The 26,691-nt window shown below is 62.6% G+C and carries 25 protein-coding genes; 8 read left to right on the top strand and 17 right to left on the bottom strand.

Going from position 1 to position 26,691, the window contains the following annotated elements; translation table 11 throughout:
* Complete coding sequence (locus BLW71_RS29685) at positions 1 to 1,710, top strand: molecular chaperone HscC (RefSeq protein ID WP_091805512.1); 1,710 nt, start codon at positions 1 to 3, stop codon at positions 1,708 to 1,710.
* A 6-nt stretch (positions 1,711 to 1,716) separates the two neighbouring features.
* On the top strand, positions 1,717 to 3,423 hold the full coding sequence (locus BLW71_RS29680; RefSeq protein WP_091805510.1) for a J domain-containing protein: 1,707 nt from the start codon (positions 1,717 to 1,719) through the stop codon (positions 3,421 to 3,423).
* 129 nt (positions 3,424 to 3,552) lie between these two features.
* Here BLW71_RS29680 and BLW71_RS29675 read toward each other — a convergent pair whose 3' ends face one another.
* The 14 genes from BLW71_RS29675 to BLW71_RS29610 are packed head-to-tail and all read right to left on the bottom strand — an operon-like array spanning position 3,553 to position 16,954.
* A complete protein-coding gene (locus BLW71_RS29675; protein ID WP_091805508.1) occupies positions 3,553 to 4,956 on the bottom strand; it encodes an MFS transporter in 1,404 nt (467 codons plus the stop codon).
* 25 nt (positions 4,957 to 4,981) lie between these two features.
* Entirely contained in the window at positions 4,982 to 6,247 is a 1,266-nt protein-coding gene (locus tag BLW71_RS29670; RefSeq protein WP_091805506.1) for an NAD(P)/FAD-dependent oxidoreductase, read from the bottom strand.
* Positions 6,244 to 7,206 (bottom strand): VOC family protein, encoded by a 963-nt coding sequence (locus BLW71_RS29665; RefSeq protein ID WP_091805504.1) that lies wholly within the window; start codon positions 7,204 to 7,206, stop codon positions 6,244 to 6,246. The genes BLW71_RS29670 and BLW71_RS29665 overlap by 4 nt, the downstream gene beginning before the upstream one ends.
* Positions 7,207 to 7,222: 16 nt before the next feature.
* Positions 7,223 to 8,713 (bottom strand): aldehyde dehydrogenase, encoded by a 1,491-nt coding sequence (locus BLW71_RS29660; protein ID WP_091805500.1) that lies wholly within the window; start codon positions 8,711 to 8,713, stop codon positions 7,223 to 7,225.
* A gap of 40 nt (positions 8,714 to 8,753) precedes the next feature.
* Entirely contained in the window at positions 8,754 to 9,584 is an 831-nt protein-coding gene (locus BLW71_RS29655) for an aspartate dehydrogenase (protein WP_091805496.1), read from the bottom strand.
* Positions 9,577 to 11,235, bottom strand: a complete 1,659-nt coding sequence (locus BLW71_RS29650; protein WP_091805491.1) for a thiamine pyrophosphate-binding protein — start codon at positions 11,233 to 11,235, stop codon at positions 9,577 to 9,579. The genes BLW71_RS29655 and BLW71_RS29650 overlap by 8 nt, the downstream gene beginning before the upstream one ends.
* Positions 11,228 to 12,025 carry an SDR family oxidoreductase gene (locus BLW71_RS29645; protein WP_091805486.1) on the bottom strand — a complete coding sequence of 266 codons (798 nt, stop codon included), beginning with the start codon at positions 12,023 to 12,025 and terminating at the stop codon, positions 11,228 to 11,230. The genes BLW71_RS29650 and BLW71_RS29645 overlap by 8 nt, the downstream gene beginning before the upstream one ends.
* Positions 12,025 to 12,921 (bottom strand): IclR family transcriptional regulator, encoded by an 897-nt coding sequence (locus tag BLW71_RS29640; protein WP_091805483.1) that lies wholly within the window; start codon positions 12,919 to 12,921, stop codon positions 12,025 to 12,027. Before BLW71_RS29640 ends, BLW71_RS29645 begins: the two co-directional genes overlap by 1 nt.
* Positions 12,922 to 13,821, bottom strand: a complete 900-nt coding sequence (locus BLW71_RS29635; protein ID WP_091805480.1) for an alpha/beta fold hydrolase — start codon at positions 13,819 to 13,821, stop codon at positions 12,922 to 12,924.
* Between the two features lie 50 nt (positions 13,822 to 13,871).
* Entirely contained in the window at positions 13,872 to 14,399 is a 528-nt protein-coding gene (locus BLW71_RS29630; RefSeq protein ID WP_091805477.1) for a cupin domain-containing protein, read from the bottom strand.
* A gap of 26 nt (positions 14,400 to 14,425) precedes the next feature.
* Positions 14,426 to 15,193 (bottom strand): SDR family oxidoreductase, encoded by a 768-nt coding sequence (locus BLW71_RS29625; RefSeq protein ID WP_091805472.1) that lies wholly within the window; start codon positions 15,191 to 15,193, stop codon positions 14,426 to 14,428.
* Positions 15,186 to 16,277: an aromatic ring-hydroxylating dioxygenase subunit alpha gene (locus BLW71_RS29620; RefSeq protein WP_091805469.1), complete on the bottom strand. Its 1,092-nt coding sequence runs from the start codon at positions 16,275 to 16,277 to the stop codon at positions 15,186 to 15,188. The genes BLW71_RS29625 and BLW71_RS29620 overlap by 8 nt, the downstream gene beginning before the upstream one ends.
* 49 nt (positions 16,278 to 16,326) lie before the next feature.
* Positions 16,327 to 16,638 (bottom strand): recombinase-like helix-turn-helix domain-containing protein, encoded by a 312-nt coding sequence (locus BLW71_RS29615; protein WP_091805466.1) that lies wholly within the window; start codon positions 16,636 to 16,638, stop codon positions 16,327 to 16,329.
* Position 16,639: 1 nt separating this feature from the next.
* Positions 16,640 to 16,954, bottom strand: a complete 315-nt coding sequence (locus BLW71_RS29610; RefSeq protein WP_091805463.1) for a non-heme iron oxygenase ferredoxin subunit — start codon at positions 16,952 to 16,954, stop codon at positions 16,640 to 16,642.
* Positions 16,955 to 17,394: 440 nt separating this feature from the next.
* Between BLW71_RS29610 and BLW71_RS29605 the strand changes: the two genes are divergently transcribed.
* The gene (locus BLW71_RS29605; RefSeq protein WP_091805460.1) at positions 17,395 to 18,468 is read left to right on the top strand and encodes a porin; all 1,074 of its coding nucleotides are present in this window, start codon (positions 17,395 to 17,397) and stop codon (positions 18,466 to 18,468) included.
* Between the two features lie 79 nt (positions 18,469 to 18,547).
* Here the strand turns inward: BLW71_RS29605 and BLW71_RS29600 are convergent, their stop codons facing one another.
* Positions 18,548 to 19,522: an IclR family transcriptional regulator gene (locus tag BLW71_RS29600; protein ID WP_091805457.1), complete on the bottom strand. Its 975-nt coding sequence runs from the start codon at positions 19,520 to 19,522 to the stop codon at positions 18,548 to 18,550.
* 302 nt (positions 19,523 to 19,824) lie between these two features.
* On the opposite strand from BLW71_RS29600, the gene BLW71_RS29595 reads away from it, so the two are divergent.
* Positions 19,825 to 20,112 (top strand): hypothetical protein, encoded by a 288-nt coding sequence (locus tag BLW71_RS29595; protein WP_091805453.1) that lies wholly within the window; start codon positions 19,825 to 19,827, stop codon positions 20,110 to 20,112.
* Positions 20,113 to 20,211: 99 nt separating this feature from the next.
* Entirely contained in the window at positions 20,212 to 21,915 is a 1,704-nt protein-coding gene (locus tag BLW71_RS29590; protein ID WP_091805449.1) for an acid phosphatase, read from the top strand.
* Between the two features lie 52 nt (positions 21,916 to 21,967).
* Here BLW71_RS29590 and BLW71_RS29585 read toward each other — a convergent pair whose 3' ends face one another.
* Positions 21,968 to 22,660, bottom strand: coding sequence for a DUF4410 domain-containing protein (locus BLW71_RS29585; RefSeq protein WP_091805446.1), 693 nt, complete (start codon positions 22,658 to 22,660; stop codon positions 21,968 to 21,970).
* A 160-nt stretch (positions 22,661 to 22,820) separates the two neighbouring features.
* On the opposite strand from BLW71_RS29585, the gene BLW71_RS29580 reads away from it, so the two are divergent.
* The 3 genes from BLW71_RS29580 to BLW71_RS29570 all read left to right on the top strand — a co-directional run bounded on the left by BLW71_RS29580 (position 22,821) and on the right by BLW71_RS29570 (position 24,553).
* Positions 22,821 to 23,180 carry a DUF3564 domain-containing protein gene (locus tag BLW71_RS29580; protein ID WP_091805444.1) on the top strand — a complete coding sequence of 120 codons (360 nt, stop codon included), beginning with the start codon at positions 22,821 to 22,823 and terminating at the stop codon, positions 23,178 to 23,180.
* A 370-nt stretch (positions 23,181 to 23,550) separates the two neighbouring features.
* Positions 23,551 to 24,300 (top strand): DNA/RNA non-specific endonuclease, encoded by a 750-nt coding sequence (locus BLW71_RS29575; protein ID WP_091805442.1) that lies wholly within the window; start codon positions 23,551 to 23,553, stop codon positions 24,298 to 24,300.
* Entirely contained in the window at positions 24,293 to 24,553 is a 261-nt protein-coding gene (locus BLW71_RS29570; RefSeq protein WP_091805439.1) for a hypothetical protein, read from the top strand. The genes BLW71_RS29575 and BLW71_RS29570 overlap by 8 nt, the downstream gene beginning before the upstream one ends.
* A 71-nt stretch (positions 24,554 to 24,624) precedes the next feature.
* Here BLW71_RS29570 and BLW71_RS29565 read toward each other — a convergent pair whose 3' ends face one another.
* Positions 24,625 to 26,364 (bottom strand): class I SAM-dependent methyltransferase, encoded by a 1,740-nt coding sequence (locus BLW71_RS29565; protein ID WP_091805436.1) that lies wholly within the window; start codon positions 26,362 to 26,364, stop codon positions 24,625 to 24,627.
* Positions 26,365 to 26,691: the final 327 nt, after the last annotated feature.

The raw sequence follows: 26,691 nt of genomic DNA, 5'->3' as shown, positions 1-26,691 counted from the left end.
ATGCCTTCGATCATCGGCATCGATCTTGGAACCACGCATAGTCTCGCGGCAATCTGGCGCGACAATCACGCTGTCCTCATCCCGAACGCGTTAGGCGAGACGCTCACGCCCTCGTGCGTTTCCATCGACGACGACGGCTCGATCCTCGTCGGCCGCCCCGCCCACGATCGCCTGCATACGCATCTGCAACGTACCGCTGCAAACTTCAAGCGCTACATGGGCACGAGCCGCACCGTGTCGCTCGGCGCGCAAACGCTGCGCCCCGAAGAGCTGTCTTCTCTCGTACTCAAATCATTGAAGGCCGATGCCGAAGCTTTTCTCGGCGAAGCGATCAGCGACGCGGTGATCGCCGTGCCCGCCTATTTCAGCGATGCACAACGTAAAGCCACGCGCATCGCCGGGGAACTGGCCGGTCTCAATGTACTGCGTCTCGTCAACGAACCGACAGCGGCCGCGCTGGCGTATGGCGTGCATCAACGCGATTGCGAGCGCAAATTTCTGATCTTCGATCTCGGCGGCGGCACCTTCGACGTTTCCGTGCTCGACTTCTTCGAAGGTGTGATGGAGGTGCGCGCGAGCACCGGCGACAATTTTCTGGGCGGTGAAGATTTCACCGAGGCACTGGTCGAGTTGTTCTGCCAGCGCAACGGCCTCAAGGTCAGATCGCTCGCGCCGGTTGCAGCACAGCGTCTGCATCAGCAGGCCGAACGTGCGAAGCGTCAGTTCACGCAGAGCGGCGTTGAAAGCGTCACCCTCGAGCTTGCAGCCGGCGACGACAAGTACACGCTCCAACTCGACGCAGCCGCCGCGGAGCGCACTTGCGAGCATTTGCTGGAACGGCTGCGTAAGCCGGTGGAACGCGCCTTGCGTGATTCGAAAATCGCCGTGGCTGCGCTCGACGAGATCATTCTCGTGGGTGGTGCGTCGCGCATGCCGATGGTCCGCAAGCTGGTCTCGAAGATGTTCGGTCGCCTGCCCACCGGACATTTGAATCCGGACGAGGTGGTCGCACTCGGCGCTGCGGTACAGGCCGGTCTCGTTGGACGCGACGCCGGGCTCGAAGAAATGGTGCTGACCGATGTCGCGCCGTATAGCCTCGGCATCGACACGGCCATGCAGGTGGGTCCGGGCCAATTCGTGCCGGGTCACTTCCTGCCGATCATCGAGCGCAATACGATCGTGCCGGTGAGCCGCATGCAGCGCATCTTTACCGTGCGCGACCGTCAGCCGATACTCAACCTCAAGGTGTTTCAGGGCGAAGCGCGGCTGACCGCGGACAACGTATCGCTCGGCGAATTCACGCTCGAAGTGCCGCTCAAACCAGCGGGCGAAGCAGGCGCGGATGTGCGCTTCACTTACGACATCAACGGTGTGCTCGAAGTGGAAGCCACCGCGTTTCCGGACGGCAAGAAACGCGCAATGGTGATTGAAGAAAACCCCGGTGTGATGACGCCGGAAGAAATCCGCGAGCGCCTCGCTGCATTGAGCGCGCTGAAGATTCATCCACGCGACCAACTGGAGAACCGGACGTTGTTGACGCGCGCGGACCGTGTCTACGAAGAAACGCTGGGCGACCATCGGCAATATCTGGCCGCGCATATCGCTCGCTTCCAGGCGCTGATCGAGCATCAGAATGCCGATGAAATCGCGCAGGCGCGCGGCGAACTGGGCGCGCTGCTCGACCGCTTTGATGTGCATGTGACCTATTGAGCGGCCATGAACACGATTGCGAACAATCATTGGCCTTGGGACGTGCTCGGGATCGAGTCGAATGCCGACGAGCGTGCGGTGCGTCGCGCCTATGCGCGGCTGTTGAAGCAACAGCGTCCGGACGAAGATGCCGAGGCGTTTCAGCGTTTGCGGTATGCGTATGAGTCCGCGTTGCAGATGGCGAGCGGTACGGCCGCACAGGAATCGACCACGGCGCCCACGCAGGTGAATGTGGACGGCATCGCGACTGCGGAGTTGACCGAACCCACGCAGATATCTACAAAAGCGCCTGTGATGCTGTCCATTACGGCCGACACCTCTGAAGTTCAGGCCGCTCGCGAACTGGACGCTTTCGAAACCGCAGTCCAACTCTGGCAAAACTTCGTCGCGCACGCGGATGATCTCGGGTCGCGGCGGACACTGCAAGATCTATTTGCCCGCGTTATCAACATTCCGACGCGCGACGAACTCGAATGGCAGGCGCTGTGCCATTGTCTAAACGAGGACACGCCGGCCACGCTGCGCACGAACCTAAGTGCGGTCCTCGGCTGGCGGGACAGCGCGACGCATCTGCGGCGGCGCAATGCGGCCATTGCGGCGCTCGCGCTGGACCGCGTGTTTGCCGACGAGGACTACGACGCGCTGCGTCTGCGCTTTCCCAACGCGATGGCGTTGCTCGAAGGGCCATTGCCTCAAATGACGGTCGGCGCTAGAGCGCTGCTTCGTGCCGGCGTGCGCGCCGAGATGGAGCAACTGCTGATCGCGCTATGCCGTTACCATCCCAACGTCGTGCGGCTGAGGCTCAATGCCGAGAAGGTCGATTTCTGGGGCCGCTGCCTCAAGTTTCGCATTAGCGCGGGCCGCCTGCTTGGTCCGGCGCTCGCGCTGAATGCGTGGTGCGGATTGCTGTTTGCCGATGCTTCGCTCAATTCCAGTCGCGGCCGATGGTTCGATCAGTGGGCGCCGGCTCAATTGGGCATTCTTGTTTCGACACTCATGCTTGCTTTGGTGATGGTCGCTGCCGCCACCGTGTTGCTGTCCGAAGGCCAGCAACAAAAACTGCGGGCGTTACGCGCGATCGGTTGGCTGCGCTATGGGTGGGTTCCTGTGTGGCTTGGTGCGACCACCATTGCGCTGTGCGAAGACGGGAGCGGAAGATCGACTTCGATCGCGATGGCCACGCTAGGGGTCTGCACGATTTGGGCTGCGTTGATTTACGGGTGGCCGCCTGTCAAGGAACTCGCGATACTTGCGGCCTTCAGTGCGACGGCGCTGGGCTTTGCCGGGCACTGGATCGCTACGGACTCGCATGCGTGGTTGATGCCTTATGCGCACGGTGTGTTGTTCGCGTTCTTCATTTCGTTTTCGCAGGCGGAATGGCGCGAATGGGTTGCGCGTCGGCCGCCTGTGTTTTGGGCCTGTGTGCCTGTATGGTTCGCCGGGTTCGCAGCGTTGATCGTGTTGCTGGTACAGCGCGAAGCGCGCGCGACACAGTTTGCGTGGGCCTTGTTTGCGGTGATGTCGGCGACGGGTGGCGTGCTGGCGACGACGCGTTGGAGCGATCTGCGTGCGGCTATACCGTCGTTTTTTCGCGGGTATACGAATCTCGTGTGGATGGCGTTGGCGATTTATAAGCCGGATATCGTCGCGTGCGCGGGCGCGGGGTTGATGAGTGTGTGGGTGATTGAAGGGTGCAGGCGGCGGGTGGGGTAGGTGGAGGGAACTACCCCAAAAACGAAAGGGCGCACCACCCAGTGCGCCCTTCGTCTTCCTGCTATCGCGGTACTACAACATCAACCGCCCACCAAACTCATTCCCACCTCAAACCCGAACCGGCATACCTCAGGCCTCAAGCTGCTCCAGCACCTTGCCCTTGGTTTCAATACCCAGAAAATGCACCGCCACCGCCGCGAGGAACGGCACGGCCGCGAGGATATAGAACGCAACCTGCAAATTGCCGCCGATCATCGTCTTGGACACGATAGCGGGAGCAAAAATCGCCGCCACCTTCAACCACGCGCCGCCAACGCCGCAACCCATCGCGCGGATGCTGGTCGGATAAAGTTCCGGCGTGTACACATAGGCCGTGATGAAGCCGCATGCAAGGAAGCCCAGCGAAAGCGCGCAGAACGTGGCCACCACATACACCGACGAATCGTGGAAAACACCCGCCAGCAGCAATGAAATGGCGCATGCCACGAACGACAGGTTAATGATCGGCTTACGCCCCACCCTGTCGACCAGCAACGCACAAGTCAGCGACCCCACCACGCCGAGCACCGAAGCCGCCACCGCCAGATTCAGCGCGAGTTGCAGCGGCGCGTGATAAATCGTGCGGTAGATCGTCGGCAGCCACGTCGAGAGACCGTATTGAATGAAGCCGCAGGTGATCCACAACATCGCCACCGCCAGCGTGCGTTTCAGATACGCGGGACCGAACAGGTCGCCCATGCGGCGCTTCGGGTGCCGATTGGCCATCGCTTCAAATTCAGCCGAGTGCGTGACCGGCGGAAGTGGACCTTTGACCGCACGTTCGAATACATGCACCGCCGCATCCGCATCGGCCATGCGCTCACGTTCGGCGAGCCAGCGCGGCGATTCCGGCACGAGCTTGCGCAGCACGAAGAACAGAATCAACGGCATGCCGCCAATAAAGTACATGGCTTGCCAACCGAAACGCGGCACGATCCACGCGCCCAACGCATTCGAGGCGAGCAGGCCGACCGGGAAAACGATTTCATACAGCAGCACAAAACGGCCACGGCCATGCGCACGGCTGATCTCGTTGATGTAAGTCGCGGCCACCGGCAATTCCCCGCCGAGCCCGAGCCCCTGAATCACACGCAGCACGACGAACGCCGCGAACGTCGGCGCAAAACCGCAGGCAATACTCGTAATGCCGATAATCCCCGAACTCAACGCAATCGCTTTCACGCGGCCGCTGCGCTCCGCGTACCACGGAAAAACGAATGCGCCGATCAGTTGTCCAACCGAACCGGAGCCGATCAAAAAGCCGATTTCCCACGGCGTCAGATGCCACTTCGCGATCAGGATCGGCAGCGTGGCCGCGATGGCGATCACGTCGAAGCCGTCGAAGAACGTCGCGAGACCGATCAGGATACGCGCGCGCACCTGCATTGCATTCTTGGGCAACCGCTCCAGACGCGCGATGATCGAGCCCCGGGTCACAGGGCCTGAGACACCGGCGCTGCTGCGGTCCCCCATGGTGTTGTCGATGGTTCTCATGCCGTTGTGCCGTCCGTAGATGTGGTTAGGCAAGTGCCGTTGAGGCGTCGGTCAGGGTGGCAAGGTCGATGGTCCGGCCTTGGTTCATCCATTTGCGCGACAGTTTCAGTTCGCGCGGCGTATTGATAGCGATCACGCCGCGAATCGCGCTGTCTTCCAGATGGAACAGCGTGGCGCGTTTGCCGGGCAAATCGCCGCGCACGGCGAGCTGCGCGTTGCCCGGAATGTCGCCGAGAATCTGCAGATTGACGTCGTACTGATCGGACCAGAACCACGGAATGTCCGCATACGGTTCGAAGGTGCCGAGCAATGCTTTGGCGGCGGCAATCGCCTGGTTTTGCGCGTTGGCCCACGATTCGAGCCGCACGCGGCGCTTGAGCCATGCGCTCGGATGATTGGCGACGTCGCCGCACGCGAAAATGCGCGGGTCGTCGGTCGCGCCGAAATGATCGACCACGATGCCGTCTTCCACCTTCACGCCCGCCGCTTCGGCCAACGCCGTGTGCGGCGTGAGACCGATGCCGGCCACCGCGAAATCGGCATCGAGTGTCGAGCCGTCCGCGAATGTGGCGCGAATGCGGTTACCGTCGTTCGGATGATCTTCGAGCGACACGAGCGAGGCGTTCAAACGCACGTCCACGCCGTTCGAGCGATGCAGGTCGAGCAGGAAGTCGGACACCATCGGCGGCAACGAACGCGCGCACAGACGCGGCGCGCCTTCCACCACCGTCGCGTCGACGCCGAGCTTGCGCGCCGTGGCCGCGACTTCAAGGCCGATCCAGCCGCCGCCCACCACCAGCACACGCTTGCTGGCACGCAAGCGTTCGCCCAATGCGACGGCTTCGTCGAGCGTGCGCAGATAAGCAACGTGCGAGGTCTTGACCAACGAGTCCGGCAACTTGCGCGCCGCGCCGCCGGTCGCGATCACCAGACGGTCGTACTGCACTTCGCGTCCCGACTGCGTGCGCACGATGCGCTGTTCACGATCGATCGAAGTCGCGCAATCCGGTTGCCATGCTTCGACGTTCAGCGCGTCGAAATCGTCGGGCTTGACGAGCCGCACGGTATCGATATCCGCTTCGCCCGCCAGCACCGCTTTCGAGAGCGGCGGGCGTTCGTATGGCAGATGGACTTCGTCGGCGATCATCACGAGGCGGCCATCGAAGCCTTCCTTACGCAAGGTCTTCACAACCCAGCCGGCCGCCTGGCCGCCGCCGATCACCACGATCGTGCGCGGCGCTTCGAGTCCGGCATGGGCGGCTTGCGCCTTTGCAGCAGCAGCGTCCGTCATTTTTTCTGCTCCGTCATGAACTTGCCCTCGGGCGCCTTCGCGTTTTTCTGGCGCCGCGTATTGCCGTCGATGCCGCCGTCGATCGCCCATTCGGCGAACACGGTCGGACCCGGTTCGAAATCGCGCGGCTGCCATTCGGGCGTGAGTTGGTCTTCGTCGGCGTAGTACTCGATCAGGCCGCCGGCCGGATTCTGGAAGTACCAGAAGTAAGCCGACGACACCGGATGACGCCCCGGCCCGAGTTGCGTATCCCAGCCGCAGCGGCTGATATGCATGCCGCCGCCGAACACTTCGTGGATATCGCGCACAGTGAACGCGACGTGATTCAGGCCGCGCTTACCGTTGGGCAACGCCAGCAGGAAAATGTCGTGGTGGCCGCCGTGCGGCGCGCAACGCATGAACGCGCCACGACCCGGATAACGGTCCGACATTTCGAAACCGAGCAGTTCCTGATAGAACTTTTCCTGTTCGGCGAGTTTGTTCGTGAAGAACACCACGTGACCGACTTCGACAGGTTCGGCACGCTCGTAGATCGGCGACGGCTGATCGACGCGCAACGTCTGGCCCCACACATTGGATGGCGAACCGTGCACGTCGAGCGCGCGCTTGCGCGTCACTTCAACGCGAATCGCCATGCCGTTCGGGTCGATGCAGCCGACGGCGTCGTCGGTTTCGAAATGGCCCGGCTGGCCGGCAAAGCGTCCACGCAGTGCGTCGAGTTCGGCTTTGGTCGCCACACCCCAGGTCACTTCGCGCAGCGTCGGGCCTTCTTCGAACGCGGGCGGCAGCGACGCATCGTTCGCATTCACGACAAGAACCGTGCAGCCGTTCAGCGTTTCGAAGCGCGCCTGGGTTTCGTCGTGTGCGACTTCCTTCAAACCCCAGTCCGCGAAAAAGCGGCGGCAGGTGGCGAGATCCGTCACGCCATAAATAATCTGTTCAATGCCGAGAATCGTCATACGTGCCTCTTGCGTATTAGTTCGCCCACGCCAGCGGCGCGTCGTTCAAGCCCCAGTAGAGGCTTTTCTGTTGCATGTATTCGCGGATGCCGAGCCGGCCTTTCTCGCGTCCCATGCCGCTCTCTTTCCAGCCGCTGAACGGCGTCGAGATCGAGAACAGCTTGTAGGTGTTGATCCAGATGGTGCCGGCTTCGAGTGCGCGGGCAATCCGGTAGGCGCGCTTGTAGTCGCGCGTCCAGATGCCGGCGGCGAGGCCAAACACGCTGTTGTTGGCTTCTTTCAGCAGCGAGGCTTCGTCGTCGAAAGGCATGGCCACCAGCACCGGGCCGAAGATTTCTTCCTGGCAGATGCGGGCATTGTTGGTCAGTCCTTCGAGAATCGTCGGCTGGAAATACGTGCCGGCTTCGCGGCCATCGCCGACCGGGCGCTCGCCGCCGCACAGCAGACGACCGCCCTCTTCCAGACCCAGCGCGACGTAACGCTCGACGGTTTCGCGGTGCGCCGCCGTAATCAGCGGGCCCATCTGCGTGTCGCCACGCGACGGGTCGCCGACGCGCAACTTGCGCGCGCCTTCGGCGAGACGCTTCATGAACGCGTCGTAAATCGAGCGCTGCACGAAGAGGCGCGAACCCGCGATGCACGCTTCGCCCGACGAACTGAAAATGCCGTACAGCACACCGTTGACCGCGTGATCGAGATCGGCGTCGTCGAACACGATGGTCGGCGACTTGCCGCCAAGCTCCAAAGACACCGGCATCAGCTTGTCCGCCGCGATGCGCGCGATACCGCGGCCCACTTCAGTGCCGCCCGTGAACGACACTTTCTTCACCAGCGGATGGCGCACCAGCACGTCGCCGATCACCGAGCCTTTCCCAGGTACAACGCTCAGAACACCCTTCGGCACACCAGCCTCTTCGCAGATGCGCGCCAATGCCAAGGAAACCAAAGGCGTCACTTCAGCAGGCTTCAACACGACTGCATTGCCGCCCGCGAGTGCCGGCGCGAGCTTCTGCGCGTCGGATGCGATCGGCGAGTTCCACGGCGTAATCGCCGCGATCACGCCGATCGGCTCATAGATGCTCATGGTCAGATAGTCGCCGCGCGAAGGCGTGACTTCTTCGTCGAGCGTTTCGAGGCAGGCCGCGAAATAACGGAAGGTATTCGCGGCGCTCGCCACGAGCACGCGCGTTTCGCCGATCGGCTTGCCGTTGTCTCGACGTTGCAGTTGTGCGAGCGCCTCGTGGCGCGCCATGATCAGATCGGCGATGCGGTACAGAATCAGCGCGCGTTGATGCGGCTTCAAACCCGACCAGTCCGCGCGGCGCCATGCGATATCCGCGGCTTCCACGGCGTCGCGGGCATCGTCGGCATTGGCCGTCGAGATTTCCATGTTGACCGACTGATCCGCCGGATACAGGCTTTTATACGGGTTGCCACGCCCTTGCCGCCATTCGCCGCCGATGAAAATATCGCCGTTGGGCACGAGGCTGGTATCGAAGTGAGTCATGTCGGTCATTCCGGTTTGCTTCAGCTATTCAACTGATGGCTTAAATCACACAGCGGGCCGCGCGGTTGCGCAGCGCACGCATCGCGCTGTAGGCGGTCAATGCAGACGTCTTGGGGTTGTCCGGCAGCGGCTTGCCGCACATTTCCAGCGACATCTCGCCGAACGCGCCCCGCGCCACGACGCGATGCACGTTGCGCGTCACGTTCGGGTCGGCGATCAGGCGAACCGTGGTGTGGTCCAGACCGAGGCCGGCCAGCGCGATCGTCGCGGCCACGTTGGCGTTCTTCGGATAGAGGCGCGCCGCTTCGCGCGCGCTGCCTTCGAAGATCACCTTCTCTTCATTCAGCGTATTCAGATCGCAGACCTGTTCCGCCAGCGTGCCGAGCCAACCCGTGGGCGGCTTGCGGCCGGTGTACAGCACCTCGTCGAGACCGCCGAGCTTGGCCGCGGCCAGCGCATCCACGCCGCCGATCGCGCCAGAGAGCAGCGTCAGCGTGGCGTCGCCTTCATCGGCGGCGGCGGACAGTGCGTCGAGCAGCATCATGTCGGAGAGCGCGCCAATCGACGCGACCGCGCAGTCCGTGCCCGCTTTCAGCAACGGCACTACGTGATCGACCAGCGCGCTATGGCCCGCGCATTCCAGCGCGAAATGCGGCTGGCTGCTCAAAGCGGACACGGAGGTCACGACATCCACCGAGTCGCCTACTACTTCACGCACCGAAGCCATATGGCGCTCCGGCACGATCACGTGCGACACGCGCACCGTCGGATCGGCGGCGACCGAGCGGTACACCGCCTGGCCGATCGCGCCGAAGCCGATCATCGCGACGTCGACGGGTGCGTGATGCCCCGCGTAGTCCGCGTCACGCATGTTCCGGCTCCTGTTCCTTGACCGGCGGGCCCGCGAAGGCAGTGGCGAACGAGCCGACCGACAGCATGTCCACTTCGACCAGCACGGGACCGGTCTTCGCCATGCCTTCGCGAATGATCGCGTCGGCCTGGTCGAGCGACTTGATGCGGTAGTGCGTGAGTTTCAGGCTCTCGCAGAACTGCGCGAAATCCGGTTGATGCAGATCTACGTAGCAGCGGCGGCCGCCGTATTGCGCGTCCTGAATGTTGCGGATCACGCCGTAGCACTGGTCGTTCATCAGCACGATCATCACGTTGGCGTTTTCCTGCACGGCCGTTGCCAGTTCGCCGACGTTGACCATCAAGCCGCCGTCGCCGACGAGGCACACCGTCTTCGCCGCGCTACCCGCGAGCGCCGCGCCGATGCCCATCTGCATGCCCTGGCCGATGCCGCCGCCGAGCGCATGAACGCCAGCACGCGGCGAGAAAATCTTCAGCATGCGGTTGCCCCACGTGCTGTTCGAGATCGTGACGTCGCGCACCCAGTTGTAGTCGCGGCCCACTGCGGCTTGCAGCGCGTCGACCAGACGCTTGTACGGGCCGAGACCCTTGCCCACGTCCGCGACGGCGCTTTCGCGCGCTGCGGCGAGGTCTTGCGCGAATGCCGGATCGACCTTGATGCGTCCTTCGAGCAGCGTCGCGAGTTCTTCGAGCACAGCCGATGCATCGCCGTGAATGAACATCTCGTTGCGATAGCCGCGGTTATCGGCGAGCGCGTCGGCGTCGATGCGATACAGCGGTTGCGGCAGCGCGAGCTTGTACTTCAGCGTTTCATTGCCACGCAGACGCGAACCGACCACCACCAGTGCATCACACGTCTTGTAGAAGCTCTCCACCGACGCATGCACGTTGAACGCGCCGAGCGTCGCCGGATGATCTTCCGGCAGCACGCCGCGGCCTTGCACGCTGGTCACCACGCCGAAGCCCAGCTTCACCAGACGCTCGACCGCCTGCGTCGCGTGACGCGTGCCGCCACCCAGCCACAACAGCGGGCGTTTCGCCGTGGCCAGCGAATCGGCCAGCTGCGCAACGCGCTGCTTGCAATGCGTGAGCGTAGTGATGTGCGGCGCGGCCAGATCGGCGGGCCATTCGACTTCGGCAGCCTGAATGTCGATGGGGATTTCGACGCTCACTGGACCGCTCGGCGCAGTCTGCGCGACGCGCACGGCTTCGCGGATCGTCGGCAGCGCGGTTTCGACCGAACGCACGCGAAACGCGGCCTTCGAGATCGACGACAGCATCGACAGTTGATCCGGCGCTTCGTGGATATACGCGAGGTCCTGATCGAGGTATTCGGTTTCGATCTGACCGGTGACGTGCAGCAGCGCGGTGCCCGCGGTCAATGCTTCGACCATCGCGCCCGCGGCGTTGCCCGCCGCAGTGCCCGTGCTCGTGAACGCGACGCCGAGGCCGCCGGAGACGCGCGCAAGACCATCGGCCATGTTCACCGCGCCGGCTTCGCCGCGCGCGCCGACGTAGCGAATCTTGCCGCGGTTATGAATCGCGTCGAGGATCGGCATGTTGTGGATCGAGATCACGCCGAATGCGGTTTGAACGCCGCATTGCTCGAGAAAGGCGGCGATCAGTTCGCCAACGGTGGTTGTGTTAGACATGTCGTGCAACGCCTCCAGAAACATCGATATGACTGCCCGTCGTATAGGACGACAGCGTCGTAGCCAGATAAAAGAGTGCTTGAGCGGCTTCTTCGGGGCGACCGAAGCGGCCTAGCGGAATGTTTTTCTTGCGCGCCAGTTCCGCCGTCCAGTCTTCCCAGCTCTGGCCCGGCTGTGCTTCTTTCGCGTAACGGCGGCGCCATTGACCCGATTCGACAATGCCGATCAAAATCGAATTGACGCGGATGCGCTGCGGCGCGAGTTCCACCGCGAGCGACTTCAGCAGGTTCTGCACGCCGGCGCGCGCTGATGAAGTGGCCACCATGTGCGGCTCGGGTTGCAGCGCGAGCAGCGAATTCACGCAGACCACGGAAGGGTTCGCCGCGTCGCGCAACATCGGCAGGAACGCGCGGGTTGGGCGAATCACGCTGAAATACTTCAGGTCGAGTTCCTCGCGCCAGGCGTCGTCCGTGGTGTCGGCGAACGTCGACACGCGGCCCTGGCCAGCGTTGTTCACCAGCATGTCGGTACGGCCGAAGCGCGCCTGCACCGCTTGCGCGAACGCGTTGACTTGCTCGGCGTCGAGCACGTTGCAGGTTTGCGCGAGCAATTGCGCCTGCGGAATTTTTGTCTTCAGCGCCGCTTCCGCCTGTGCGAGACGCTCGCTGTCGCGGCCGCAGATCGCGACCGAGGCGCCCGCCCGCAGAAACAGTTCGGCGGTCGCGAGACCGATGCCGGACGAACCGCCCGTCACCACCGCCACCTGTCCGGTCAAGTCGATTTGGATCATCAGAGCCCCAATGCCTTCATGTAATTGCTGCCCGATTTCGGGCCACCTTTCGGCCGATAATTGAGCCGCTGCGAAAGTTCGTCGGCCGCGCGGCGGACCTTGTCGATCAGGCCGCTGTCGAGCAGCGACGCGTCGATCTCATGGCGCGGAATCGTCGTCGTGATGACGGCGACAATGCGCCCCGTGTCATTGCGCACGGGCGCGCTCACTACCGAAATGCCACGCTCGAACGACGACTCGCTGATCGCGAAACCGCGCCGCGCGTCGTCGCGAATCCGCTCATACAGATCGTCGATGGTGGCGGGCGTCTGCTTCGTGAAGCGCTCGAGTTCCGGCTCGGGATAGAGCTTCTTCAACTCGTCGAGCGTCATGTCGCCCATCAGCACCTGTCCGTGCGTCGTGGCATAAGCCGGCAGACGCGTTCCCACGTTGACCTTCACCGAGCTGAAAATCGGCGTGTGGCTTTGCGCCTTGGCGACGAACACCACGTCGCGTCCATCGCGAATCACGATATGGCTGGTGAGCCCCGTTTCAGTACGCAGCGCTTCGATGATCGGCAAGCCGAGGTCGGTCAGTTCGAGCGAGCTCAGATATTCGAAACCGAGCCGCAGCACCGCGACGCCGAGGCGATAGTTGCGGTCCTTGTCGGCGCGCTCGAGAAAGCCGAGCGATTCGAGCGTTTGCAGCAGACGGAACACCGTCGTGCGAGGAATCTTCAGGCGCTTGGAGAGTTCCGGTGCGCCGAGAACCGGCTCGCGCGGCGAGAATTCCGTGAGAATCTTCAAACCGCGTTCGAGACCCGGCACACGGTAGGCGGTGTCGCCAGTCGTCTCGTTGCCGGTATCGTTGCGGTCTTCGTCCGCGTCGCGCTCGGCGCTAATGGTGTCGGGCGTCATTCATTGGCTCCGTTGTCCGTCGCTCGTGCGACAGAACGTGTCGATGATCGCGGTGTACGCGGCAGGTGCTTCGATATAGCCGGCGTGCCCCGCGCGAGGCACGACCTGCAACTTGGTGCCCGCGGCCAGCGCGATGCGCTCGCAGGCTTCGGGCGTCGTAATGGTGTCGTCGGCGCCCACGGCCACGTTGATGCGGCCTTTATGGCGCGCGAGATCACTCGCGAGATCGGCGTTGGCAAGCAGATGCGTGGCCTGCGCGTAGCCGTGCGGAATGACGCGCGACATGTTCCAGCGCACCCATGCGCGAGCTTCGTCGCTTGCGTGAGCGGACAACATATTGGTGCTGCGTTGTTCGGCGAGACCTTGCGGGCCGAGTTCGTTCAGCATGGCGAGACGCTGGTCGCGCTTCGTGTTGCGGACATCCGCGGATGCCGCGCCATAACCACCGGCCGGCGACAACAGCAGCAAGCCGGCCACGCGCTGCGGATGCGTCACGGCAAACGCCCCGGCGATAATCGCGCCGAGCGAATGGCCGAGCAGCACGCAACGTTCGATGCCGAGCGCGTCGAGCCAATCGTTTAGCACGCTCGCGTAATCGGCCGCTGCTGGCGATTCGGCCGCAACCGGCGTGGAAGCGCCATAACCCGGCGCGTCCCACGCCAGCACGCGGCGCGTGGCGCCGAGAACTTCGAACTGCTGCACCCACGACGCCGCGCCCGAACCGATACCGTGCAGCAGCACGAGCGGCAGCGCGCTGCTGTCGGCGCTATCCACTTCGCGATAGCTCACCGCGCGTTGCGACGCCAGCCAGATCTGCTGCGCCGGGAAGCGCGCAAGGCGCGCTTCGAGCGTAGCGTGCTGAGCGGCGCTATCAGCGGCAGGGGACGGGACTGCGGACATGATTTCCTTCGGGGGTGTTGTCGAACTTGAGGCGGCGGCTTGGCGCTCGATTAGCGCTTGAGCTTGGCCAGCGGCGAATCCGGCGGATACGTCGGCGTAATCGGCTTCGGCGAACCGAGCATCACGCACATCAACGCGTCTTCTTCACCAATGTTGATTTCCGTGCGATACACGCCCGGCGGCACCGAAATCAGATCGCGTTCGCCCAGCACGGCTTCCCACGTTTGACCGTCTTTCTCGCAGATCACCTTCATCTTGCCGCGCAGCACGAAGAAAATTTCTTCGACATCCATATGAATATGGCTCGGGCCGATGTTGCCGGCCGGGATCACCATGGTCGAGAATGTGAAGCCGCCGGCGGGCACCGTATTCATGTCTTTCGCGACACCCGTGCCGCCCGTGCCGACATAGCGCATTTGCGCGCGGCGATACTTCGGGTCGTAGTCGGCCTGGAACTTCAGTGCGTCCCAGTCATAGCGACGCGTTTCCAGGCGCGCGACGCGGCTGTCCAGCCATTGGGCAAAGCTCGCGTCCGCGGGTTGTTCCCACGATTTGCGTTCGATATCGGCGTCCGCCATCTCTTTCTCCTTTCGATTCGACAAGATCAATTCATCACGAAGCCGCCGTTGACCGGCAGCAATTGGCCGGTCACGAAGCGCGCGGCATCGGACAACAGGAACAGCACCGGCCCGGTGACGTCGTCGGGCACTTGTGCGCGCGTGAGCGCGCGGCCTTGCAGGTAATACTGGTGACGCTCGGCGGGCACGTACGCGGTGGCTTCGACTTCGGTCAGGCCCGGCGCAATTGCGTTGACCGTGACCTGGTGTGCGCCGAATTCGCGCGCGAGCGAGCGGGTCATCGAAATCACCGCGCCCTTGCTGGCGACATAGGCGAGCAGCTTCGGCGCGCCCCACATCGCCGTGTCCGAGGCAATATTGACGATGCTGCCGCGGCCCGAGTCACGCAGATAAGGCAGCGCTGCCGTGCTCATCAACCAGGTGCCGCGCACGTTGACGTTCATCACGGCGTCCCACGTCTCGACAGACAACTCGTCGGCGAACTTGCCGCCGGAGTTGGTGATGGCGGCGTTGTTGATCAGTGCGTCGATACCGCCGAGTTGCGCCGCGCCTTGCTCGGCGAATTCCTTGATGCTCGCGGGGTCGGCGAGATCGAGCGGCACATAGGTAACCGCTTGACCTTGTCCGGCGAGCGACGCCGCGAGCGCGCGGCCCTCTTCATGCAAGACGTCGCCGAACACCACGCTCGCGCCGGCTTGCACCAGCGAGCGGACGAACGCCGCGCCGAGACCACGCGCGCCGCCCGTCACGAGGACGCGCCGGCCGTTGAGCGCTGCGGACGCATCGTTATGCATGGCTGTGACTCGCTTCTGCCGAGGCCGGCGCAGCGCTTGCCGCTTGCGTGCGATGCGCGTCCAGATCGGCGAAATGCTGCTGGGCGCGTTGACGCAACATGCGGCGCACACGCGTCATGCCGACATCGTGCTGATACAGAAACTCGTGATCGCGCGCATTCGGTGCCATGCTTTCCAGCACGTAGCGGTCTTGCTCGAGCACGGCCCAATGCAGACCTTCCAGACGGTTGCGATACATGAAACGCCATGCGTCGCGCTGCCAGCCTTGCACCTTGCGAGTGCGCCAGAAGTAGACCTGGCAGTTGTCTTCGTCGACGGGCACGGCGAAGCCGATAATCCCGAAGCTGCCGCCCGGGCCGAACTTCTTCTTGTACGGAATCGCGAGGCGCATCCACAGCGTGCCGGTTTCGCCGAGTTCCACCCAGTCGAAGTTCACGTCGCGCTGCCCGACCTTTTCGAACATCAGTCCGGTTTCGGTCTTGCGCACACGCATGTCGGCCTGCTTGTCGCCTTCGGCCATCGAGTGCGAGGTCGCGTGCAGATACGCGCCGTGCATCGGGTCCATCACGTTGTCGATCGCGTACTGGTAATTGCACTTCCAATGCGACATGCACAGGAAGCTCGCGTATTCCTCACCGACCAGTTCTTCCGGCAGCACGAGCGGCGCGGGTTCCTTATGCGCTTCATCGCCGAACCACAGAAAGATCGCACCGGCATGCTCTTCGACCGGATACGACTTCACGCACTTCTGGCCTTCCAGCGGGCAGTTCGACACCGCCGGCACTTTGGTGACCGTGCCGCCGCCGTCGACTTCAATGCCGTGATACCAGCACGCGACGCTGCCTCCGAGGTTCCAGCCGAGCGACAGACGCGCGCCGCGGTGCGGGCAGCGGTCTTCGAGCGCACGGACTTTGCCTTCCTTGTCGCGCCACAGGACGATCTGGTCGCCCAGGCGCGTGATGCCGACTGGCGCGTCGCCGACTTGCCAGCTCGGCGCGACGGGATACCAGTAGTTACGCAGGCCTTTGTTCAGATACGACTGGATCGGGTCGGCCGCGCCTTGCGTTGGATTGGGGGACGTCATGAAGAGACTCCGGGTACGGATGCGATAAATCGTGTTCGGGAAAGCGCGCTTATTCGGCGAGCAGGCGGAATTCGGCGGCGAGGCGGTCGGCGTCCCACGTATTGCCTTCCGGCGTGCGGAAGCCGACGCGGTTCAAGCCGTCGACCACTTCCTGCAACTCCATCGCGCCGGCTTCGAAAACTTTTTCGAGTGCGTCGCCGAAGTCGTTTTCGTACTGGGTCGGCTCGGCCTTGCGCGTTTGCCAGATGAAGTTTTCGCTCTCGCCCGGCTTCTCGATCACGCCCTTGCCTGCGACGTTGTTCGGCTGCGGCGCCAGCCACGGCTTCAGGAACGGATTGAAGTTCACGATTTGCTCTCGCATGTCATTCCACCTTGATCTGGATTTCTTCGCCGGCGAGACGTACGGAGTACATCTTCAGGTCGCGGCCACCGGGCTCTTTCAAGCATTTGCCGGTCGGGATATGGAACACGGCTTCGTGCAGCGGGCACTCCACGGTGTCGCCGTCGATAAAGCCCTGCGTCAGCAACGCGTACGCATGGGGGCAGACGTTTTCCAGCGCGTACAGCGCATCGCCCACCTTGTAGATGCCGATTTCCGTGCCGTCGAGCTTGAACTCGAGCGGAGCATCGTCGGACAGGTCGCCGGCATGGCCGGCGCAGCGCCATTGTTCAGTCATTTCTCACCTTCTCCTGAAGCTTCATGTTCCATACAAGGAACGTCAGTTCGTGTATGGATAATTATAGGAGCGGCTTCGAAGAGAAAAAATAAAAATCTGGACTGGTAGGGGAAAACACCGAGTGTGGCGTGCGCAACACAATATTGCGCGAACCGGCGCGAGTGCCTCGGGCGCTCGGCGAGCCTTTGGGGGCTTAGGTTCGAGCCATATTTTCAGACGAGACCCACAGCCCGCATGCGGGTTTGTACGGGGTCCGAAAATTTATTTTGACCACTTCCAGACTCACTATACTTTTCCATAGGCGATACAGACGCCCATAGGTGGAACATAAAGCGTAGCAGTTTTGGCGCATAAACCCAGAACTGCATTCAACCCCAATGCAAGGATCAGGGGCGACGAATCGGGCGAAAGCTTTCGTCGCGTGATCAGGAGAACCAACGGTGAAGCACATCATTGCGGCCGGCTTGACGGCAATCTGCGCAACGACAGGCGCATGGGCGCAGAGCAGCGTGACGCTATACGGCAGCCTGGATGCCGGTATTGCGTATGTCAGCAATGTAGGCGGCCATTCGAAATGGATGGAAGAACAAGGCAACATGCAGCCTGACCGCTGGGGCCTGAAGGGTGTGGAAGATCTGGGCGGCGGGCTGAAGACGGTCTTCCAGTTGGAAAACGGCTTTTATACGAACACCGGCGCGTTCGCGAAATCCGGCGTGCTGTTCAATCGGCAGGCGTTTGTCGGCTTGAGCTCCGACACGGTCGGCACGGTGACGCTCGGTCATCAGACGCCGTTCAGCTTCGACGTGCTGGGTCCGCTGAGCACCGCTTATCTGGCTGCGAGCTGGTACGCGTTCCACCCGGGCAATATCGACGAACTGGCCGACACGGGCGTGGTGCCGTTCGACAATTCGGTGAAATTCCGCTCGGCGAGTTTCAACGGCTTCCAGGTCGGCGCGATGATGGGTCTTGGCAACACGACCAACTTCTCGACCGGCAAGACACTGAGCTTTGCGCTTAGCTATGCGAACGGTCCGTTCAAGGCCGGCGCGACGTATGCGAACGAGCACAATCGCACGCCGTCGATCGTCACGACGGGCATTACCAACTTCCAGGGCGTGGCCGCAGCCAATTACACCGCAGACAAAGTGGAAAACATGGGTGCGGGCGCGTCATACCAGTTCGGTAAGCTGCTGGTGCACGGTCTGTACACGCGCGTGAAGCTGGAGTCGGCCGGGCATTCGGACACGTATCAGAGCTACGATGTCGGCGCGAACTATCAGTTCACGCCGTTCAACTCGGTAGCCGGCGGCGCTGCCACGACGACGTTGGCGGGCCACCGCTGGACGCAATTCGAAATCGGCGATATCTACGCGCTGTCCAAGTCGACGCAGCTGTACGTGAATGCGCTGTACGAGCGCGCGGGTTCGAACACGGATGCAGCGTTCTTTACGGCGGGTGTGTCGAGTGGCCGGAATCAGACGATCATCCTGACCGGCATTCACCACTCGTTCTGATGGCTTGATGAGGCTGTGAGGCAGGCAGCCCGGCTGTGAACGCAGCCGGACTCATGGCGAAGTGAATGCGCAAACGCAATCAGCTCGCCGCCACCGGCTTGCGGCGCGCCTGAGCCGCGGTCGGATCGTCCGGACGCGGCCGATAGCTGAGTCGCTCGGAGAGTTCGAGCGCCGCCTGGCAAACCGCAATGATGAGCGGCTCGCGCTCTTCGGCTTCGCCGATATCCGAACGCGGAATGGTGACGGTCAGCGCGGCCACGATCTTGCCGCTCTGGTCGCGCACCGGCGCGCTCACCACTGAAATACCGCGCTCGAACGACGCTTCGCTCAACGCATAACCGAGCGCCGCGCTTTCGCGCACTCTCCCATACAGTTCTTCCACGGTGGCCGGCGTGCGCTCGGTGAAACGCTCGAGCTCCGGCTCGGGGTACAACTGGCGCAACTCCTCGAAGCTCAGATCGCCCATCAACACCTGACCGTGCACCGTCGCATGAGCGGGCAAACGCGTGCCGACATGGACCTTCACTGAACTGAACATGGGCGCATGGGTTTGCGCCTTGGCGACGAACACCACGTCGCGCTGATCGCGAATCAGCAGATGCGTGCTCAAACCCGTGGCGTCGCGCAGGCGTTCGAGAATCGGCGTGCCGACATCGGTCAATTCGAGCGAACTCAGATATTCGAAGCCGAGACGCAATACCGCAACGCTCAGGCGGAAATAGCGGTCACCGTTGACGCGCTCCAGAAAGCCGAGCGCTTCGAGCGTCTGCAATAGGCGGAACGTGGTGGTGCGCGGAATGCCGATACGCTTGGACAATTCCGGTGCGCCGAGCACCGGCTCACGCGCGCTGAATTCCGCAAGAATGCGCAGGCCGCGTTCGAGGCCAGGCACGAGATATGTCGATCCGCCGGCGCTGTCTTCGTCGGTGGCATCCGGGGATTCGGCGGCGTCCAACCGGGCCGGCGACGACACGTCGTCGTGCGAAATCGAGGCTGCCGTGCCGCGTGCCTTTGCGTGCTTGCGTCCCGCTCCTGTCTGCTCTTCTTTTGCCATCTTGGCTGCCGTTTCTACTGTTCATCAAGGTCAGATCAGCATGATAGCGCGTGCCGCCGCGCGCCCCACTGCCTTCATTATTTCTTACGCGACTGCCTCGCCGCGAGCCGTTCGATCGTCGACGCTCGCAAAGCGCTCGTGATGCGCGGGCTCGTGTTCGGGATCGTGCCCGAAAATCGTGGTTAACCATGCCTTTTGCCGCACCGCCACGATTTAACGCGGTGCTATGCTTTGAACCGGTCCACTGCGCGAAGCCTCACTGCCGCGCATTCGCTCAGCTCAAGCGTTCGGAGGCCGCACCCATGTCCGATTCCATTCAGATTCAGGTTGCCGACTCGCACCTTTATCCGGGCTGCGCGGTGCGCATCGCGCACTTGCCCGAGCAGGCGCGGGCGGCGGCGGCGGTCGTCGAATTCGCCGACGGTTCCGGCGCCAACGCCACCTGCCATCGGCGAACGCTCGACGAACTCGAATTGCTGGTGGACCGCTATGCCACGCAAAAGCGTCATCCCGTCGACGTCCGGCATTGGCTTCTGCTTGCCGTGGACGCAACGCATAACAGCTGGCGTGTAAAGCGCCGGCTGCCTTAGCCTGCCTGTTCCGCCCGCTTCGAATCTGCAAACGGCTCCGCGCGCATGCGGCGCCGCGCGGAGCTTGAGCGCCCGTCACAGCCACTTCGAAACCCAGCGATGACTGATCACGACTCCACCCTGCCGCCGCATGCCGGCAACGCCGACAACACCCCCGACGCGCCCGACGACCCAGACCGCCGCCGCGTCCTGACCGGCCTCGCGGCGGTCGGTCTCGGACTGGCGCTTACGGGCTGCAAAACCGACCAGAGCATGTCGAGTAACGGCGCACCGCGCAGCGCCGCCGACCTGCGCCTCGACGCCGCGCTGCACGATCAGGTCAAGCACATCGTGGTGATTTACGCGGAGAACCGCAGCTTCGCCAACCTGTACGGCAATTTCCCCGGCGTCCAGCACCCTCTCGATGCGGTGAGCGCCGAGCGCTATCTGCAACTCGACCGCGATGGCAAGACGCCGCTGCCGCGCTTGCCGGCGATCTGGGGCGGCCTCGTGCCGCAAGCGCAGGAAGTGGACGGCAAGCGCTACATGATCGGCCAGAAGGATATCGTCGACCTGCACAACCGCCCGTTCCATATCGCAGACGCGCACGGGGCGCCGCTGCCCGCCGGCGTGATCACGCGCGACCTGGTGCATCGCTTCTATCAGAATCAGATGCAAATCAACGCCGGCCGCAACAACCAGTTCGCTGCGTGGGGCGATTCCGGCGGTCTGGTGATGGGGCACTACCGCAATTCGGCCGACACGCTGCGTCTGTGGAACCTCGCGCAGCAGTACACGCTGTGCGACAACTTCTTTATGGCGGCCTTCGGCGGCTCGTGGCTGAACCACATCTTTCTGATCTCGGCGCAGGCGCCGTTCTATCCCGACATTCAGAACAGCCCGGCCAGCAAGATGGTGTCGGTGGTCGAAGGCAGTGATCCGACCGGCACGCGGCTGAAGCAGGCGGAGGACTCGCCCGCTTCCGCACTCGACGGCCCGCCGAAGTTCGTCAACGACGGCGCGTTCACCGCCGACGGCTACGCCGTCAACACCATGGCGCCGCCGTATCAGCCGAGCAACGTTCGGCCGGCGGAAGGCGGCAACCCGGCCTTCGCGGATCAGTCGAATCCGCGCGTGCTGCCGCCGCAGCATTACGCGACGATCGGCGACCGGCTGACGGACAAAGGTGTCGACTGGGCGTGGTACAGCGGTGCATGGCAGTACGCGCTGGAGCATCAGGATACCGGCGCGGTGCCCGACTTCCAGTATCACCATCAGCCGTTCAACTACTTCGCGAATTACGCGCCGGGCACGGCGGCGCGCCGCCGGTATCTGCGCGACGGCGGTCTCGGCAATGACGCGTCGACCAACCGTCTGATCGCGGATATCGACGCGGGGCGATTGCCCGCCGTCACGTTCTACAAGCCGCAAGGCGACCTGAACATGCACGCCGGCTACGCGGACGTCCAATCGGGCGACCGTCACATCGCGACGGTGATCGAGCATATTCGGCGCGGCCCGCAGTGGGCCAATACGGTCGTGGTCGTCACCGTCGACGAGAACGGCGGCTGGTGGGATCCGGTCTCGCCGCCGAAGGGCGACCGCTGGGGTCCGGGCTCGCGGATTCCCGCATTGGTGATATCGCCGCTGGCGAAGAAGGGTTACGTCGACCACACGGTGTACGACACCAATTCGATTCTTCGCTTGATCAGCCGCGTGCATGGCCTCGCGCCGCTCGACGGCGTGGCGGCGCGCGATCGGGCATTCGCGAGCAACGGACTCGCGCCGTTAGGGGATCTGACGGGTACGCTGGATCTGGCTTGAACGTTGGGGAGTGATAACGCCTGTGGCCGCGCCGCAGGCGTTTCAGAGCGAATCACTGCGATTGCGACTGCGGCTGCGCGGCGCCATGCAGTTTGGCGGTCACAGCATCTGAAATCTGCTGAGCCGTCTTGCTGATCGTTTTTTTCTCGTCGCCGCTCGCCATCACGAACTTGGCGGCGATCACGTAGGGATTCAGTTTGATGGCCGCGCCCGGCATGCCTTTGCTGTCGGCTTCGTCGACGGCCTGATAGAGCGGCGGCAGGTCAGCCGCGCCGAGGCTGTCGCACGACACCGCCACCTGGATGTCGTTCTGGCCGGCGCCCAAACCCACCATCGCACGCCTGAGGCGATTGCCGTCGTCGACGCTCAGAAACACGCCGCGCACCTGCCAACCAACAGTCGGCAACGGCTGACCCGGCGTACTACGACGCGCGTCGACGCCAGCCTTTCTCAGATCGTCCGTTAGCGCGTCCGCCATTTCGTTCACGATGTGTTTGGCGTGGTCCTGCGGATTCTTGTCCTGTCCTATCGGCCCCGGTCCGCTCGGCAGCAAGCCGCGCAGCCGGCGCACGCGTTGGCCCGGTCCGCTGTCCGGCGTTACGTTCGCGACATCCAGTTCGAAGTCGGCCACATAGACAATCGGCGCCGGTGCGGCGAACGGCGCGCTATCCGCCGCGGCGCTGACGGCGGCCGTCGCGCCCAGGCATCCCGCCATCAACATGCATTGCAGAAATCGATGCGGCATGGCGCGCCTCCGCGAGATTCAACACGACGCGGCTATCGTACAACCGTCCCCATTACACGTCCGTTTTTTCGTGCCCGATCGTCATACGTTTTGCCTTGCATAACACTCGTTGCGGCGTAGACTGGTAAAGCACAACTTCGCACTTTGTACGGAACCCGCCATGCGACTGACCATCCTCATCAACGGTTCCGATCCCACCGTCAACCACGACTATGCTGTGCTATGGCTCGATACCGAAGAACACCGGTGGTCGAGAGAAGCACACCAAGGGATCGATCTCCCCCCGTGGGGCGAGCTACGCGACGATAACGGCGTGACGACTCTCTGTGCGCCCAGCACAGATGCGCCGCTGTGTACGTTGCGCGGCTTGCACGTGGACCGCAAGCAACGCGTGAGCGCCGCGCAAGGCGCCGCGGCATGGACCGCACTGCCCACGCGCGCGCCGACCAGCGGTTTCTGGCGTCTGCAAGCGGTGGACCGTCAGACGGTCCGCGCCGAGAACAGCGTGTTCGGCAATTAGGTTTCAGCACTCATTTTTCGTCGGTCGAACTTTCCGCGTGCGCTGCGCTTTGCTTGCGCATGCATGAATTCGCACGCGCGTTCGCACGCCGATTTTTTTTGCACTTTCCTCGCGTGCAAATTTAAGGTCGCCTTAAGTTTGCGTGCGTAGAGTTGGAAATCCACGCATTAGGGTCGCTGCAAAGCGGCCCATTTTTTTTGTGCGGCGCGCAGTGGAGGCACTTCGTGCGCGCCTCATGCCGGCATCGTTTTCATTGCGGCGCGGAGCGCGTGAATGCGCTGTCATTCTCTGTGCCGTTCGTCTATTTCACGTCGCGCGAGACGGGTTCGCAACGCTATACTTGCGCCCCCATCCCTCGACTGACTGACACATGAAGAAGTGGTTTGCCTGTCTGCTGTTCGCTGTTGCCGCTCATGCCAGCGCAGCGCCCTCCTGCACCCAATTCACGCCGAATGCGCAATGGCCTGTTCTGAGCAATCAGAAGATGGCCCCGAAAACGCGCATGCTTTGCTACAGCGATTTCGCGGTTTTGCATTCGGGCATCACGCATGGTCCGTTGTGGTCCGCCGAGCATCTCACGCGCGACCATATCGAAGCCGCCAAAGACATGGTGCGCACCAACAAGTTTTTCGAAGACGCGCGCTTGCCGGATGGCGAAGGCGCCACGCTGGCGGACTATAAGCGCAGCGGGTTCGATCGTGGCCATATGAGCCCGGCCGGCAATCGCTGGAATCAGGAGGCGATGGCACAATCGTTCTCGCTCGCCAACATCGTGCCGCAAAACCGCGAGAACAATCAGCGTCTGTGGGCGCGCATTGAAACCTCGGTGCGCAAGATCGCCGTGCAGTACGACGATACCTATGTTGTCACCGGCCCGATCTTCAACGGCCAGCAGTTGCAGACTATTGGACCGACGCGCGTGTTCGTGCCGACGCAGTTGTTCAAGGTGGTTTATGTGCCTTCGCGGCAAATGGCGTTCGCCGTAGTGGTGGACAATGTCTCCACCAACCGTTACGACATCAAGACGATTCACGAACTCGAAGCGGCATCGGGCATCCGTTTTCCGGGCATTCCGGAAAGCCTCAAAGATCAACGACCGGGAGGACTGAAAGGTGTTTAAACCCTATTCGAACGACGACGACGTGCTCAACATTCAGGGCGATGCGCTAACGGTGAGCAACGGCACGACGCGCATCGTGCTGAACGGCACGCTGGAGTTGACGCAGGATCAGCGCGGATTGAAGGCGGCGTTGGCACTGAAAGATGCGGTGGATGCGATCGTGGCCAGCTTGCAGGCCCAGAGCAATTTGCCCGCGAAGGTCAAGGACGAGCCGGATGCGAAACCCGGCGTCGTGCAGAACCCGTTCAACTAGTCACGTAAAGCGCCGATAAACGGCAACCGGCGTGCGGCGTGATGCATTGTCTTCGTGCGAGCGGCCGGCCATCATCGTGTGTTCCGCAGTTCGATCAAAGCCCGGCGAATTCGCTCCACGACCTCAGGCCACCCTCTGCCTTTTTCCCGAAACAGGCGGGCAGAGGGAAACCACGGACTGTCTTCCCGTTCGAGGTGCCACCTCCAGTCGCCCAGCATGGGCAACATTAGCCACAGCGGCCGACCCATCGCGCCAGCCAGATTGGCCGCCGATGTGTCCACGCTAATGATCAGGTCCAACGCGTCCATCATTTTTGCCGTATCGCCAAATGAACGAAGACGAGGTCCGAGATCATGCACGTTGCGCAAGCGCACGGCGTAGTCGGCGGCTTCGTCTTCGCCTTGTCCTTTCTGCATGATGTAGAACTCCACGTCGTCGAGCGCGAAGAGTGGATCAAGACAGCTGAGCGACGGCAGCGATCTGGCAGCATCGTTCTCGTGCGTCGGCGCACCTTTGAAGATCACGCCGACTTTGAACGCCCGCGGGTTGCCCGGCAAAACCATCGGTGTGTGCTCGCCCCCCATCCGCAGATACGGCACCACGTCCGGCAAATGATCGACGTGAAGAGACGCCCACACCGGAATCGCATGCGGATAGACCCAATAGTCATGAAGCGGCAGTTGTGGCGCATCTTCGACGGAGCAGATCACCGCGGCCTCGCCTGAGGCCCTGAACAATTCGACGAGCGGCGCCTGACACACCACCGTCACCCACGCCGCCCCGTGGCGCTCGCGAAAAATCCGCGCAAACCGAAAAAAGAAAATCTCGTCGCCCAGACCGAATTCGCTCCAGATAACGATCGATTTGCCTTCGAGCGACTCGCCACACCAGTTTGCGTAAGCCGGCGGTGCCACGGTGGTCCGGCCTCGCCAATCCGCGCCGTCGAACAGCGCCTCACGTCGACGAAAACCCTCGGTAAGTTTGCCGAGAGCAATCAGCATCAGCGCATTGAAGAGCCGAGGCAAGCGTTCGTTCGGGAGCCGTTGGACGCTTTCGTCCCACAGGTCCTCCAGTTGATCGCAAAGGCCTCGACGCACCAGTTCGAAGTTGATGTGGAAGTAGGTCTGGAATCGATACGGATACAGCCTTAGCGTTGCGTGGCAAAGGTCAAGCATGGCCGAATCGGTTCGCGCACCGGGCATGGCAGTGACCAGGTCGAAGAGTGGAGGCACATCGCGCTTGCGCAGCACGATTTCTATCGCGTACGCGGCCGCTTGAGGCTGTCTGTCCGCCGACTCCTCTTGCCGATTCTCGTCGAACTCGCGGAGCAGGCACATGCGTTCGCACGATGAAACGGCCGAAGCATCGTTCACCAGGTCGAGCACATTCACGGAACCCGCGATCGCCGCGTCAGGCCGATCCAGGGTGAAGATGCGTTCGTGATCGACATCCGTCAGGATCGGCGATATTCTTTCTTCGACGCGAGGATCGGCCGGCAACGTCAAAATCAGATAACCGCCGGGCTTGATGAGTTCGAGCCACCTGGCGAGCACTTGCTGAGGATTGGCGAAACGCCCAAGGCAATCCGAATGAACAAAATCAAATACATCGGCCGGCGCGTCGTCCATATGGATAACGTCACGCTCATTCACGTTCCAGGCGATTAGTTGGTCGATGCCGGGAAAGAGACCTGCGTAGTCGAAATCAGAATCGCGCCCAGCGCCCATGTTCAAGCCGACGCCGGAGAAGTAGCCATGCAGAAACGCCGGATCCTGCGTGCGCCGCAGCGCGAGTTTGAGTGACTGGTTCATCTGGTGTTTCGCACGAGTTAGATGGGAAATCAGGCCACTCTAGCGATAGCCAGCCCGCCCGATTGTGACATGGAGGGCAGATGATATTCCGCTGGCAAAAACTCCTATATCACAATACAGGTAAGGCCCTGGGTGCTAACACGCCCGTTTCCAACTTGCCGCCAAGGCGCAAGCCGAACCGCCGAAACTGCTTCGGGATCCCCAATATGTTTCAGCGGTTACGTTTTGTCACTACAACGTCGTCAACTCCTGTCGTCCCGTCAACGTTAAACCGGCAGCGCTGAAACATTTCAGCCGCGACACAAGAATCAACCGGTTAAACCAGGA

It is taken from the genome of Burkholderia sp. WP9, from assembly GCF_900104795.1.
GTDB lineage: Bacteria > Pseudomonadota > Gammaproteobacteria > Burkholderiales > Burkholderiaceae > Paraburkholderia.
The sequence above is the reverse complement of the archived record's forward strand: the minus strand, read 5'-3'. Positions and strand labels throughout refer to the sequence as shown.

Bases quoted from the DNA above. Each gene is read 5' to 3' on its own strand.
- BLW71_RS29685 (WP_091805512.1), top strand. From the start codon at position 1: ATGCCTTCGATCATCGGCATCGATCTTGGAACCACGCATAGTCTCGCG.
- BLW71_RS29680 (WP_091805510.1), top strand. From the start codon at position 1,717: ATGAACACGATTGCGAACAATCATTGGCCTTGGGACGTGCTCGGGATC.
- BLW71_RS29675 (WP_091805508.1), bottom strand. From the start codon at position 4,956: ATGAGAACCATCGACAACACCATGGGGGACCGCAGCAGCGCCGGTGTC.
- BLW71_RS29670 (WP_091805506.1), bottom strand. From the start codon at position 6,247: ATGACGGACGCTGCTGCTGCAAAGGCGCAAGCCGCCCATGCCGGACTC.
- BLW71_RS29665 (WP_091805504.1), bottom strand. From the start codon at position 7,206: ATGACGATTCTCGGCATTGAACAGATTATTTATGGCGTGACGGATCTC.
- BLW71_RS29660 (WP_091805500.1), bottom strand. From the start codon at position 8,713: ATGACTCACTTCGATACCAGCCTCGTGCCCAACGGCGATATTTTCATC.
- BLW71_RS29655 (WP_091805496.1), bottom strand. From the start codon at position 9,584: ATGCGTGACGCGGACTACGCGGGGCATCACGCACCCGTCGACGTCGCG.
- BLW71_RS29650 (WP_091805491.1), bottom strand. From the start codon at position 11,235: ATGTCTAACACAACCACCGTTGGCGAACTGATCGCCGCCTTTCTCGAG.
- BLW71_RS29645 (WP_091805486.1), bottom strand. From the start codon at position 12,025: ATGATCCAAATCGACTTGACCGGACAGGTGGCGGTGGTGACGGGCGGT.
- BLW71_RS29640 (WP_091805483.1), bottom strand. From the start codon at position 12,921: ATGACGCCCGACACCATTAGCGCCGAGCGCGACGCGGACGAAGACCGC.
- BLW71_RS29635 (WP_091805480.1), bottom strand. From the start codon at position 13,821: ATGTCCGCAGTCCCGTCCCCTGCCGCTGATAGCGCCGCTCAGCACGCT.
- BLW71_RS29630 (WP_091805477.1), bottom strand. From the start codon at position 14,399: ATGGCGGACGCCGATATCGAACGCAAATCGTGGGAACAACCCGCGGAC.
- BLW71_RS29625 (WP_091805472.1), bottom strand. From the start codon at position 15,193: ATGCATAACGATGCGTCCGCAGCGCTCAACGGCCGGCGCGTCCTCGTG.
- BLW71_RS29620 (WP_091805469.1), bottom strand. From the start codon at position 16,277: ATGACGTCCCCCAATCCAACGCAAGGCGCGGCCGACCCGATCCAGTCG.
- BLW71_RS29615 (WP_091805466.1), bottom strand. From the start codon at position 16,638: ATGCGAGAGCAAATCGTGAACTTCAATCCGTTCCTGAAGCCGTGGCTG.
- BLW71_RS29610 (WP_091805463.1), bottom strand. From the start codon at position 16,954: ATGACTGAACAATGGCGCTGCGCCGGCCATGCCGGCGACCTGTCCGAC.
- BLW71_RS29600 (WP_091805457.1), bottom strand. From the start codon at position 19,522: ATGGCAAAAGAAGAGCAGACAGGAGCGGGACGCAAGCACGCAAAGGCA.
- BLW71_RS29595 (WP_091805453.1), top strand. From the start codon at position 19,825: ATGTCCGATTCCATTCAGATTCAGGTTGCCGACTCGCACCTTTATCCG.
- BLW71_RS29590 (WP_091805449.1), top strand. From the start codon at position 20,212: ATGACTGATCACGACTCCACCCTGCCGCCGCATGCCGGCAACGCCGAC.
- BLW71_RS29585 (WP_091805446.1), bottom strand. From the start codon at position 22,660: ATGCCGCATCGATTTCTGCAATGCATGTTGATGGCGGGATGCCTGGGC.
- BLW71_RS29580 (WP_091805444.1), top strand. From the start codon at position 22,821: ATGCGACTGACCATCCTCATCAACGGTTCCGATCCCACCGTCAACCAC.
- BLW71_RS29575 (WP_091805442.1), top strand. From the start codon at position 23,551: ATGAAGAAGTGGTTTGCCTGTCTGCTGTTCGCTGTTGCCGCTCATGCC.
- BLW71_RS29565 (WP_091805436.1), bottom strand. From the start codon at position 26,364: ATGAACCAGTCACTCAAACTCGCGCTGCGGCGCACGCAGGATCCGGCG.